The following is an 11,924-nucleotide window of genomic DNA, read 5'->3' on the forward strand; positions in this document are numbered from 1 at the left end:
ATCCAAAGACAATTGAGAGGCTAGGACTTTTGTCCCAGACTCTTTTTTATTCCCTTAGGAGGATAATTTATGATAAAATATAAGTAATACGGAGGTTGGCAAAATGGAGAAAAGATCTGAAATCAAGCGACAAGCAGCATTAAGCAACCGTGCCTTTATCCTTGCCCTGCTGGGAGCGGTATTTGTATCAGCGACTGTCATTTTATTCTTCCAAAGCATCATGGGGATGCCAAAGGGAAGCAGTGGGAATGCTGCTAAAGATGCTCCTAAATCCTCCTCGCTATCAGGAAAGAAAACCGACTCGAAAACGGTTCGCATTATGGCTAATGGGGACCTTTTGTACCATGATGGGCTTTATATGAGTGCCCAAAAAGCTGATGGTAGCTATGATTTTTCGGAAAATTTCACCTATGTCAAGGACTGGCTTCATCAAGGAGATTTGGTCTTGGGGGATTTTGAAGGGACCATTCGCTCAGACTATCCTTTGGGAGGCTATCCGCTTTTCAATGCTCCGGAGGCTGTTGTGCCTGCTATTAAAGATGCCGGCTACCAAGTGGTGGATCTGGCCCATAATCACATCCTAGACTCAGGGCTTGAGGGAGTCTTTACGACTGCAAAAGCCTTTGAAGATCACGGAATTAGCCCAGTCGGCGTCTATACTCACAAAAACAGGGATAAATCGCCTATCCTGATCAAAGAGGTAAAAGGTATCAAGATTGCTATTTTGGCTTACTCCTATGGTTTTAATGGCCTGGAGTCCAATCTCAGTCAGAAGGAGATTGATCATCACCTATCCACCTTTGATGAGGAGAAGATGAAGGCGGAGATTAAGCAGGCGGAGAAAGAAGCGGACATTACAGTAGTCATGCCACAGACGGGGATCGAATACCAGCTAGAGCCAAATGAGGAGCAGATCGAGCTCTATCACAAGATGGTAGACTGGGGAGCGGACATCATTTTTGGTGGGCATCCGCACGTGGTGCAGCCTTCAGAAATTCTTGAAAAAGATGGTCAGAAGAAGCTGATTATCTACTCCATGGGGAATTTTATCTCCAATCAGCGGATTGAAACCATGGCTGGTGTGGATACGGCTGAGTGGACCGAGCGTGGTGTCTTGATGGATGTTACCATTGAAAAGACGGACAAGGGGACCATTATCAAAAAAGCTCAGGCACATCCAAGCTGGGTTAGCCGTGTGGAAAAGGGAACTTACTCACCAGAGGGTTACCCGCTTTACACTTATCAAACTCTGATCTTGGAAGATTTCATCGAGGGTGGAAAATATCGCAATCAGCTGGATCAGGCGACCAAAGATCGGATTGATACGGCCTATAAGGAAATGAAAGAGCATGTGCATCTGAATTGGAAATAAGCACAGAAAAGGACACTTCCTTTTGTTTCTTTGCTTTTCTTTGATGAAAAACGAACTATTATAGAGCCGACGAGCAAAATAGTTTCAATATCAAAGAATTTTATATATAATATAGGATACAAAAGGGGACAGGTATGTACAGCGTAATAGAAATGTATGGCGATTATGAGCCCTGGTGGTTTTTAGACGGTTGGGAGGATGATATCATTGAAAAAAGGTATTTCGATGATTATTACACCGCCCTTAAATACTATAAACACCGCTGGCTAGAGATGTCTGAAGCATCTCCGTTTTATAAAAGCCGCAGTGATCTTATGACGATTTTCTGGGATCCGGCCGATCAACGTTGGTGTGAGGAGTGCAATGAAGATATTCAGCAATACCACTCTCTGCTTTTGTTAGAAAATGAAAGCAAGATCCCCAAGAGCAAGTATCGTCCAGGCTACCGCAAGCAAAATGCTACTGAAAAACACCGTATTTGCAAAATTAAAGTGCGAGCTAGGTAGGATAGAGATCAAAGAATGGAGAAAATTTCTTCATTCTTTTTTTATTTTTTCTCATTTTGTGCGAATAGTAAGGTGAGGAGGACTTATGGTTCAAAAAATTGCAAAGGAAATGATTCAATTGGCCAGGCAGGAAGCGGCCCAAGATATTTATCTGATTCCCAAGAGCTCCTGCTATGAGCTTTATATGCGGGTGGGAGATGAGCGGCGCTTCATTCAGACCTATGATTTTGATTTATTATCGTCAGTCATCAGCCATTTTAAGTTTGTCTCAGGCATGAATGTCGGAGAGAAGAGGCGCAGCCAGTTAGGCTCCTGCGATTATGATTGTGGAGATGTGACGGTCTCGCTCCGTCTGTCAACCGTCGGGGATTACCGCGGCTATGAGAGCTTGGTGATTCGGCTCCTACACGATGAGGAGCGTGAGCTGTGTTTCTGGTTTGACAATCTGCCTGATCTTCGTAAAAAAGTCAATTCTCGCGGCCTTTATCTCTTTTCAGGGCCAGTTGGCAGTGGAAAGACGACGCTGATGCACCAGCTGGCTCAGATGAGATTTGGCCAACAACAGGTCATGTCTATCGAAGACCCTGTGGAAATCAAGCAGGAAAACATGCTCCAGCTTCAACTGAATGAAACGATTGGCATGACCTACGACAGCCTCATCAAGCTATCTCTGCGCCACCGACCGGATCTCTTGATTATCGGGGAAATCCGCGACCAAGAAACGGCTCGTGCGGTGGTAAGGGCTAGTTTGACAGGGGCCACGGTCTTTTCAACCATTCATGCTAAGAGCATTCGCGGAGTGTATGAGCGGCTGCTAGAGCTGGGTGTCAGTGAGGATGAGCTGCGCATGGTGTTACAGGGCGTTTGTTACCAGCGTTTAATCGGGGGAGGAGGTGTGATCGACTTTGTCAACCAAGACTATCAACAGCACGAAGCCAATCTCTGGAACCAGCAGATTGACCAGCTTTTTGCAGATGGACATATCACAGCTGATCAAAGGCAGGCGGAAAAAATTATCTACGCCTAAGCAAAAGAAGATTATCGAGCTGTTTCGTAATCTTTTTACCAGCGGTTTTCATTTGGCGGAGATTGTTGATTTCCTACGGCGGAGTGCCCTTTTAGAGGAGGCCTATGTCGCGGAGATGCGTTCGGGTTTGGCTGCGGGTCAGTCATTTTCCCAGATTATGAAGCGTTTAGGATTTTCAGATAATGTGGTCACCCAGCTATCTTTGTCAGAGTTGCATGGAAATCTAAATCTTAGTTTGGGTAAAATCGAGGATTATCTGGAAAATCTATCCAAGGTCCGTAAGAAATTGATTGAGGTGGGGACTTATCCCCTGATGCTGCTTGGTTTTTTGGTACTGATTATGCTGGGCTTGCGTAATTATCTCTTGCCCCAGTTGGACAGTCAAAATATGGCTACTCAGTTCATTCATTATCTACCGCAGATCTTTCTGGGAGGCGCTCTGGTGAATTGCTTGCTGATTTGCGGTGGCTGGCTCTATTATCGCAAGAGCTCTAAGATGAGATTTTTCAGCCGTTTGGCTAAGTTTCCTTTTGTTGGCGCCTTAGTGCGGGCCTATCTGACGGCCTACTATGCGCGTGAATGGGGCAATATGATTGGACAAGGGCTGGAATTAAGCCAGATCTTTCTCATCATGCAGGACCAGCCTTCTCAGCTCTTTCAGGAGCTGGGGCGAGACTTGGAGATGGCTCTAGGTGCAGGTCAGGGCTATGCCGAGAAGGTCGGCACCTATCCTTTCTTTAAGAAAGAGTTAGCCTTAATCATCGAATACGGCGAGGTCAAGTCCAAGTTGGGTGACGAATTGGAACTATATGCCGAAAAGACTTGGGAAGAGTTTTTCCTGAGAATCAATCGTGCCATGAATTTGATTCAGCCTCTCGTCTTCGTCTTTGTCGCCCTCGTGATCGTTTTACTTTATGCAGCCATGTTGCTGCCAATTTATCAGAATATGGAGATTCAATTATGAAAAAATTAAAAACTTTGAAGGTTAAAGCCTTTACTTTGGTGGAAATGTTAGTCGTCCTTTTAATCATCAGTGTCTTGATGCTCTTGTTTGTTCCGAATTTGACTAAGCAGAAGGATGCTGTGTCAGATACGGGCAACGCGGCTGTAGTCAAGGTCGTGGAAAGTCAAGCTGAGCTTTATGAATTGAAGAATGTTAATGAAAAAGCTACTCTAGGAAAATTAGTTGCCGATGGTCGGATTACCGATAAGCAGGTGGCATCCTATAAGGCTTACTATGGAAAAAACAGCAGTGAAGTTCGTGCAGTTGCGGATTAAGGCTTTTACGCTGTTAGAAAGTCTCCTGGCTTTATTTGTGGTCAGTTTCATTTTATTAGGTTTATCTGGCTCTGTCCAGGCTGGTTTCAATCAAGTACAGGAGCAGCTGTTTTTCATGGAATTTGAGCATCTTTATCAGGAGAGCCAAAAGCTAAGTATGGCTGGACATGAAAAGATCAAATTGACCATTTCGGAGCGCAATATCTCCAACGGCTATCAGCAAGTAGAATTTCCCAAGACTTTGCAGGAACATGCTCCTCAGACCATTCAGTTTGATCAGGCTGGCGGGAATTCTTCGCTCAGCAAGATTGTTTTTCAAACGGAGGATAAAAAGGTTGTTTACCAGCTTTATATGGGCAATGGAAAATTTAAAAAGACGACGAATGAAGGCTAGCATTTTGCTGGAGGCCTTGGTGGCAATGGCGGTTTTTGCGGCTATTGCCAGCCTCCTGCTTGGCCAGATTAGTCAGTCGCGGCAGGAGCAGATTCGCTTATTGCAGGAGGAGGAAGTGTTGCGGGTTGCTCGGATGGCCATGCAGACGGGACAGGAAAATCTGACGGTTAACGGCATTACAGTCCGCCAGATCAAGACCGACCAGCAATTAACAGTCTATCACCAAGAAGAGAAGGTGCTCAGTGTTAAAAAACGTTAAAATCAAAGCTTTTACACTTTTAGAGACTCTAGTCGCCCTGCTAGTCTTGAGCGGTGGTATGTTGGTCTTTCAGTCGATGACCAAGCTTCTGGCTTTTGAACTGCGACATCAACAGGAAAATAAGCAGCAGGAATGGCTCTTATTTGTCGATCAGTTGGAGACGGAGCTATCGCGCAGCCAATTTGACCGAGTCGAAAACGACAAAATCTATGTCAAACAGGATGGCAAAAATATAGCTTTGGGCAAATCTCGGAGTGATGATTTCCGCAAGACGGATGCTTCGGGACGTGGCTATCAGCCCATGGTCTATGGGCTCAAGGCTGCTCCGATCAGTCAGGAGGGGGACCTTGTTCGCTTTCGCTTCCGGTTTGAAAATAATTTAGAAAGAGAGTACATCTATCGTGTCCAAGATAAAAGTTAAGGCAGGCATCTTGCTTTATGCCCTCTTTATGGCAGCGGTATTTAGCTTGCTCTTGCAATTTTATCTGAATCGGCAGGTAGTCAATCAGCGTCTCTTTCAAGCCAATTGGGAGCGGACAGAAGCCTATGCCTTAGCTGTTTTGACCAAGGAGACTGCCACAGAGGAGAGCGGGCAATTAGCCTTTGACAAAGGGAGTACCCATTATCGCAGGCAGGGAAATATGCTGGAGGTCAGTAGCCAACTCGCCAATCAGAAGAGCTATTCTTTCTATTTTGAGAGCAAAAAGGAGCCAGAGAAGAAGGCTAAAGATGGCAAAGACTCCAAAAATGCCAAAGAAAGTAAAGAGTCCTCTCCTTCAACTGACAAGAGAAGCGACTAATATAAATGTAAAAGATTTGTAATCCGATAGCCCTTGGAAAGAGGGCTTCTTTTTGGTATCATAAGACAACGGAGGATGCCATGAAATTTGAAAAAATAGAACGAGCTTTTCACCTGCTTTTAGAAAATGTGCAAAATATCCAAAATGCGCTGGGAACTAATTTCTATGATGCCTTGATTGAGCAAAATGGGATTTATCTGGATGGAGATACAGACTTACAAGAAATTCTGAAAAATAATGACAAGCTTCGTGCCCTGCATTTGACCAAGGAAGAGTGGCGGCGGGCCTATCAGTTTATTTTTATGAAGGCTTCTCAGACAGAGCCGCTTCAAGCCAATCATCAGTTCACACCGGATTCGGTCGGCTTCTTGCTGAGTTTTTTGATTGACCAGTTGGCTCAAGACGAGAGAGTTGATTTGCTGGAGATCGGCAGTGGGACAGGCAATTTGGCGGAGACTCTGCTCAACCACACACAAAAGAATATGGATTATCTAGGCCTAGAAATTGATGACTTGCTGATTGATTTATCTGCCAGCATTGCCGAAGTTATGAATTCTAAGGCACGCTTTGCTCAAGGAGATGCGGTGCGGCCTCAGGTTCTGAAAGAAAGCGACTTGATTGTCAGTGATTTGCCAGTGGGCTATTATCCAGATGATGCCGTGGCGGCTCGTTATGAGGTTGCCAGTCCAGACGAGCATACTTACGCCCATCATCTCTTGATGGAGCAATCGTTAAAATATTTGAAACCGGGGGGCTATGCTATCTTTCTCGCGCCAAATAATCTGCTGACGAGCCCTCAAAGTCATCTGCTGAAAAAATGGCTGCTTTCTAGTGCCCAGCTCTTGGCAATGATTTCCCTACCAGAGAAGATTTTCGCGAGCCGACAGAATGCTAAGACGATATTTGTCCTGAGAAAACAAGGCGAATCAGATATCCAGCCGTTTATCTACCCTTTGCAGGACTTGCAAAGTCAGGATGAAATCTTAAAGTTTCGTGAAAGTTTTCAAAACTGGGTTAAAGTTAGTGAAATTCAAACAAATTTTTGATATAATAGTTTGAAAACGCTTAAAGAGGTGACGAGATGTCAAAAACTATTTCTATCAATGCTGGAAGTTCGAGTGTAAAATGGCAACTTTATTCAATGCCAGAAGAAAAGGTGTTGGCTAAAGGTTTGATTGAGCGGATTGGTCTCAAGGACTCAATCTCTACGGTTAAATTTGATGGTCGTTCTGAACGCCAAACCTTAGATATTGCTGATCATACACAAGCTGTGAAAATTTTATTGGACGATTTGAAACGATTTGAAATTATTCAATCTTACGATGAAATCACAGGTGTTGGGCACCGTGTCGTAGCTGGAGGCGAGTATTTCAAAGAATCAGCCCTTGTGACTGACGATGTGTTGAAAAAGATTGAAGAGTTGTCTCTGCTAGCTCCTTTGCACAATCCTGCCAATGCTGACGGTATCCGTGCTTTCAAGGAACTTCTTCCAGACATCACTAGTGTGGCTGTTTTTGATACATCTTTCCACACAACCATGCCAGAAAAAGCTTATCGCTATCCATTGCCAACTAAGTACTACACTGAAAATAAGGTCCGTAAATATGGAGCACATGGAACCAGCCATGAGTATGTAGCCCACGAAGCTGCAAAACTTTTGGGTAAACCGATTGAAGAATTGAAACTCATCACTTGTCATATCGGAAACGGTGCTTCTATCACAGCAGTCGATAAGGGGTGCTCAGTGGATACTTCTATGGGCTTCACTCCCCTTGGTGGAGTTATGATGGGAACACGTACGGGTGACATCGATCCAGCAATTATTCCATACTTGATGCAACATACAGATGACTTTAACACGCCAGAAGATATCAGTCGAATTCTGAACCGTGAATCTGGACTGTTGGGCGTTTCAGAGAAATCAAGTGATATGCGCGATATTCATGAAGCTATGCGTGCGGGTGATGAAAAGGCACTATTGGCAAATGAAATTTTTGTGGATCGCATTCAAAAATACATTGGTCAGTATTTAGCTGTTTTAAATGGAGCAGATGCCATTATCTTTACAGCTGGTATCGGTGAAAACTCTGTGACTATCCGTAGCATGGTTATCGAAGGAATTTCTTGGTTTGGCTGCGATGTCGATCCAGAGAAGAATTTCTTTGGTGCCACAGGAGATATTTCAACAGAAGCTGCTAAAGTCAGAGTTCTGGTTATTCCGACAGATGAAGAGTTAGTCATTGCGCGTGATGTAGAACGTTTTAAAAATCAATAATCAAAAAGCTCGGCCTAGCTGAGCTTTTTCTTGTGACTTTGTGATTATTCTTTGGTCAGATAGGATGATTCAAAACGAGGTGGAGGTGCTAGTAGTCAAAGATGGACTGGGGAGCAATTTGGCATAAGGCAGATGATCTCTAAAGAACGAATAGGCGCTTGTTTGTATCTGGCGTGCTATGTTGCTAGCTAGAGGAGAAGAAAAAGACGATTTCTGGTAGGAAATCGTCTTTTTGGGGAAAATCTGTTTTTTGAAAGAATTGTGGCTAGTTGTCGATGTGGAGTGCTAGCCTTGGAGCCTCGGAAATCAGGCAAGCTATCCTTTTTTAGCCTTGCTTTTGTGCCGTTTGATTTCTGCTTCAAAACTCTCTGACGGTGCTTCCACGCTGATGGTTTCTAGGGTAAATGGATGAGTCAATGTCAAGCGGTGGGCATGGAGCATGAGGCGACCTTGGGGGTGAGGATGGTAGAGGGGGTCGCCGATAATGGGATGGCCGTGATGGGCGAGATGGACGCGGATTTGATGAGTCCGTCCGGTTTTCAATTGACATTTGACCAGAGTCGTATTTCCAAAGTCCTTGAGTCGGGTTACATGAGTTTCAGCGTAGAGTCCCTTTTTCGGATCAACGAGGCGTTTCCGTCGGTCATGGCGATCGCGTCCGATTTTATCTTTGTAGACGATAGTTTTGCTGGGAAATTTTCCTTGAGCAAGGGCCCAATATTCGCGGGCGATTTTTTTGTTTTCCAAGAGGCGGTTGAGAATGGGGAGGACAAAGGGATTTTTAGCAAACAGGATAGCGCCGCTGGTTTCTTTGTCCAGTCGGTGGACGACATAGCAGGTCTGTCCGACATAGCTTGACACATGGTTGAGCAGAGCGACTTCTGTCGGCTCATTGCCGTGGCTTTTCATGCCGTTAGGCTTGTTGACGATGATGAGATGCTCGTCCTGGTAGAGCTCCTCGACCAGATGAGGCTGGCCAGCGGGGAGTTCTTTTTCTGGATAATCCTCTTTGTCAAAGGTCAGTTGGATGTTGTCACCAGGCTTGACCAAAGTTTGCCAATGGATGGACTCACCGTTAACTAAAATGTGTTTCTTGGTTCGGAGAAAGTGACGAATCTTTCGTGGGATGAGCAGCTGCTCTTCTAGCAGTTGTTTGACGGTCATCGGAGGCAGGCTTGCGGGGATGGTAATAGTAAATTTCATGTTTTCATTGTAGCAAAAACTAGCCCATTTGGAAATGCTTCGTTGGAAAGAGGAAAGGAGCCCTGCTATTTCCTTAAAGAAAGCTAAAAGGAGTAGCAAGTAGCGGAGTCGTGCCTTGTGTCTGCATGGATAAGGTGATAAAATATGTTTTATGAAGAAATTAAATGATATATTTGAAAAATTAGTCAATATGTTTAAAACGGATCAGCCTGCGAAGAAGGTTGCTGAGGAGCTGGAAGGCGAGACGTCTGAGCCTAGTTATAGCCGCTCTGGTAAGAATCGGAAGAAGCCCTTGTCTCAACATCCTTTCCGTCGCTTTTGGCGCAGGTTTCATCTAACCAAGATATTCTTGATTCTCGGCTTGACCTTTGGTCTGGTGGTTGGTGGCTATCTTTTTTATGTAGCTAAGACGACCAATGTCAAAGACTTGCAGAATGCTCTGAAAGCTACGACTTTGATCTATGATAAGGATGGAAACGAAGCGGGCAGCTTGTCTGGGCAAAAAGGAACCTATGTCGAATTGGATGCGATTAGTCAGGATTTGCAGAACGCTGTGATTGCGACAGAAGACCGATCCTTTTATAAGAATGGCGGGATTAACTACAGTCGCTTCTTTCTAGCTATTTTGACTGCGGGGCGTTCGGGTGGTGGCTCGACTATCACGCAGCAGTTGGCTAAGAATGCCTATCTCTCTCAAGATCAGACTATTGAGCGCAAGGCTAAGGAATTTTTCCTAGCTTTAGAGATTAACAAAAAATACAGCAAGCAGGAAATCCTGACCATGTACCTCAACAATTCTTATTTTGGAAATGGGGTTTGGGGCGTAGAAGATGCCAGCAAGAAATACTTTGGTGTATCTGCCAGTCAGCTTAGCCTGGATCAATCAGCGGTTCTAGCCGGTATGCTCAAAGGACCAGAGCTATATAATCCCTTGTATTCGATTGAGAATGCGACCAACCGTCGTGACACCGTTCTTCAAAATATGGTGGCGGCAGGTTATATTGATCAGGCAACGGCGGATCAGGCCGCGACAGTTGGTATTGGAGGTCAGCTAGTCGATGCCTACGAAGGCAAGTCAGAAGACTATCGCTACCCATCTTATTTTGATGCGGTTATCAATGAAGCGGTCAATGATTACGGTCTGACGGAAGAAGAAATCGTCAACAATGGCTATCGGATTTACACCGAATTGGACCAAAATTACCAAGCCAGCATGCAGGTTATTTATAGCAATGTCGATCTCTTCCCACTGGCTGAAGACGGGACGCGGGCCGAGTCAGGAAGCGTAGCGCTAGATCCTAAGACGGGTGGTGTTCGGGCCCTGGTTGGCCGTGTCAACAGTGCTGATGGCTCTGCTTTTCGGACTTTCAACTATGCGACTCAGTCTGCTCGCAGTCCAGGTTCGACCATCAAGCCTTTGGTAGCCTACAGCCCAGCTATAGCAGCCGGCTGGTCAACGGATAAGGAACTAGATAATAGTCGGACAGTTTTTGGTGACTATAAGGTCAATAACTATGGCAATATCCAAAGTTCACCGACGGTTCCAATGTATCAAGCCTTGGCTGAATCCCTCAATATTCCCGCGGTTTCAACAGTGGATGAATTAGGCGTGAACAAGGCCTTTGAATACGGCAAAAAGTTTGGGCTTAATATGGATAAGGTAGAACAGAATCTAGGTGTGGCTCTGGGAAGTGGCGTGACGACCAATCCACTTCAGATGGCCCAAGCCTATTCAGTCTTTGCGAATGATGGAGTTATGAATGATGCCCATCTTATCACCAAGATAGAAAATGCTAGTGGTCAGGTTGTCAAAACCCACCGGCAGACTTCTACCCGCGTTCTCAATCGCTCAACCACAGAAAAGATGACCAGTATGATGTTGGGAACCTTCTCAAACGGGACGGGAGTCTATGCAGCTCCGTATGGCTATACAATGGCTGGAAAGACAGGAACGACAGAGACTGACTTTAACCCTGATTTGTCAGGAGACCAGTGGGTCATCGGCTACACACCAGATGTGGTTATCAGCCAATGGCTAGGCTTCCCTAAGACGGATGAAACTCACTATCTGACTGGCACAAGTGCCAATGAAGCTTCGGCTATTTTCCGTAATGTAGCCAACACCATCTTGCCTTATACGGAAGGAACCTCCTTCTCGGGCGAGAAAAATGCTTATGCTGAAAATGGAATTTCCCCAGTCGATACCTACGGTACTGGTCAAACGAATACGACTAGTGAAAATAAAGACTTCCTGAAAGATGTCCAGGAGCGGGCCCAAAACCTGGTAGATGATGCCAAGAAAGCTATCGATGAGTCTGGGATTACTGAAAAAGCCAAAAATCTCTGGGATACTATTACTGGCTGGTTCCATTAATCGTCTAAACAGCTTGTCAAAGAAGTAGAAAACTGCTATAATAAGGGGAATGGAGGCGTCATGGCATTAAAAAAAGCGAGTCTAGCGTGTACAGTTTGTGGGTCACGAAATTACTCAATCAAACTTAGTAGCACTCCAAAACCTACGCGTCTAGAAGTGAATAAATATTGTAAACACTGCAGTAAATATACACTGCATAAAGAAACCAGATAGGAGATAGTTGTGAAATTCATTAAAGATGTTTTCGTTTTGCTACGAGATACAACTTGGCCTACCCGTAAAGAAAGATGGACTGATTTCCTTTCCGTAATGGAATACACAGCATTCTTTGCTGTTGTCATCTATATTTTTGATAAGGTAGTTGCCAGCGGTCTCTTCCGCATAATCAACATGTTTTCATAAGAAAGATGAGGCTGGGACAAAAGTCCTAGCCTCT

General features: G+C 44.9%; 15 protein-coding genes. 14 read left to right on the forward strand and 1 reads right to left on the reverse strand.

Going from position 1 to position 11,924, the window contains the following annotated elements; all coding sequences use genetic code 11:
• The first annotated feature begins 103 nt into the window (after window positions 1-103).
• The 11 genes from A0765_RS09370 (at window position 104) to A0765_RS09420 (ending at window position 7,911) form a co-directional block, all read left to right on the forward strand.
• A complete protein-coding gene (locus A0765_RS09370; RefSeq protein WP_062006285.1) occupies window positions 104-1,372 on the forward strand; it encodes a CapA family protein in 1,269 nt (422 codons plus the stop codon).
• Window positions 1,373-1,506: 134 nt separating this feature from the next.
• Window positions 1,507-1,878, forward strand: coding sequence for a DUF1033 family protein (locus A0765_RS09375; protein WP_062006286.1), 372 nt, complete (start codon window positions 1,507-1,509; stop codon window positions 1,876-1,878).
• A gap of 85 nt (window positions 1,879-1,963) precedes the next feature.
• Window positions 1,964-2,905, forward strand: a complete 942-nt coding sequence (gene comGA, locus A0765_RS09380) for a competence type IV pilus ATPase ComGA (RefSeq protein ID WP_062006287.1) — start codon at window positions 1,964-1,966, stop codon at window positions 2,903-2,905.
• Window positions 2,853-3,869 (forward strand): competence type IV pilus assembly protein ComGB, encoded by a 1,017-nt coding sequence (gene comGB / locus A0765_RS09385; protein ID WP_062006288.1) that lies wholly within the window; start codon window positions 2,853-2,855, stop codon window positions 3,867-3,869. Before comGA ends, comGB begins: the two co-directional genes overlap by 53 nt.
• Window positions 3,866-4,183 (forward strand): competence type IV pilus major pilin ComGC, encoded by a 318-nt coding sequence (gene comGC, locus A0765_RS09390; protein WP_048791611.1) that lies wholly within the window; start codon window positions 3,866-3,868, stop codon window positions 4,181-4,183. Before comGB ends, comGC begins: the two co-directional genes overlap by 4 nt.
• Window positions 4,143-4,577 carry a competence type IV pilus minor pilin ComGD gene (gene comGD / locus A0765_RS09395; protein WP_062006289.1) on the forward strand — a complete coding sequence of 145 codons (435 nt, stop codon included), beginning with the start codon at window positions 4,143-4,145 and terminating at the stop codon, window positions 4,575-4,577. Before comGC ends, comGD begins: the two co-directional genes overlap by 41 nt.
• Window positions 4,543-4,836 (forward strand): competence type IV pilus minor pilin ComGE, encoded by a 294-nt coding sequence (comGE, locus tag A0765_RS09400; protein WP_179856161.1) that lies wholly within the window; start codon window positions 4,543-4,545, stop codon window positions 4,834-4,836. Before comGD ends, comGE begins: the two co-directional genes overlap by 35 nt.
• Window positions 4,820-5,257 carry a competence type IV pilus minor pilin ComGF gene (gene comGF, locus A0765_RS09405; RefSeq protein WP_062006293.1) on the forward strand — a complete coding sequence of 146 codons (438 nt, stop codon included), beginning with the start codon at window positions 4,820-4,822 and terminating at the stop codon, window positions 5,255-5,257. The genes comGE and comGF overlap by 17 nt, the downstream gene beginning before the upstream one ends.
• The gene (gene comGG, locus A0765_RS09410) at window positions 5,238-5,636 is read left to right on the forward strand and encodes a competence type IV pilus minor pilin ComGG (RefSeq protein WP_062006295.1); all 399 of its coding nucleotides are present in this window, start codon (window positions 5,238-5,240) and stop codon (window positions 5,634-5,636) included. The genes comGF and comGG overlap by 20 nt, the downstream gene beginning before the upstream one ends.
• A gap of 80 nt (window positions 5,637-5,716) precedes the next feature.
• On the forward strand, window positions 5,717-6,682 hold the full coding sequence (locus A0765_RS09415) for a class I SAM-dependent methyltransferase (protein ID WP_062006297.1): 966 nt from the start codon (window positions 5,717-5,719) through the stop codon (window positions 6,680-6,682).
• A 35-nt stretch (window positions 6,683-6,717) separates the two neighbouring features.
• Window positions 6,718-7,911: an acetate kinase gene (locus A0765_RS09420; RefSeq protein ID WP_062006300.1), complete on the forward strand. Its 1,194-nt coding sequence runs from the start codon at window positions 6,718-6,720 to the stop codon at window positions 7,909-7,911.
• Window positions 7,912-8,226: 315 nt separating this feature from the next.
• On the opposite strand, the gene A0765_RS09425 is transcribed toward A0765_RS09420, so the two are convergent.
• Window positions 8,227-9,114 (reverse strand): RluA family pseudouridine synthase, encoded by an 888-nt coding sequence (locus A0765_RS09425; RefSeq protein ID WP_062006302.1) that lies wholly within the window; start codon window positions 9,112-9,114, stop codon window positions 8,227-8,229.
• A gap of 151 nt (window positions 9,115-9,265) precedes the next feature.
• Between A0765_RS09425 and pbp2a the strand changes: the two genes are divergently transcribed.
• The 3 genes from pbp2a to secE are packed head-to-tail and all read left to right on the forward strand — an operon-like array spanning window position 9,266 to window position 11,890.
• On the forward strand, window positions 9,266-11,488 hold the full coding sequence (gene pbp2a, locus A0765_RS09430; RefSeq protein ID WP_062006305.1) for a penicillin-binding protein PBP2A: 2,223 nt from the start codon (window positions 9,266-9,268) through the stop codon (window positions 11,486-11,488).
• A gap of 60 nt (window positions 11,489-11,548) precedes the next feature.
• Window positions 11,549-11,701 (forward strand): 50S ribosomal protein L33, encoded by a 153-nt coding sequence (gene rpmG, locus A0765_RS10060; RefSeq protein WP_015605910.1) that lies wholly within the window; start codon window positions 11,549-11,551, stop codon window positions 11,699-11,701.
• Between the two features lie 9 nt (window positions 11,702-11,710).
• Window positions 11,711-11,890, forward strand: a complete 180-nt coding sequence (gene secE / locus A0765_RS09435) for a preprotein translocase subunit SecE (protein WP_005592084.1) — start codon at window positions 11,711-11,713, stop codon at window positions 11,888-11,890.
• The last annotated feature ends 34 nt before the right edge of the window (window positions 11,891-11,924 follow it).

This window comes from Streptococcus cristatus (genome assembly GCF_001588905.1).
Taxonomy (GTDB): Bacteria; Bacillota; Bacilli; order Lactobacillales; family Streptococcaceae; genus Streptococcus; species Streptococcus cristatus_N.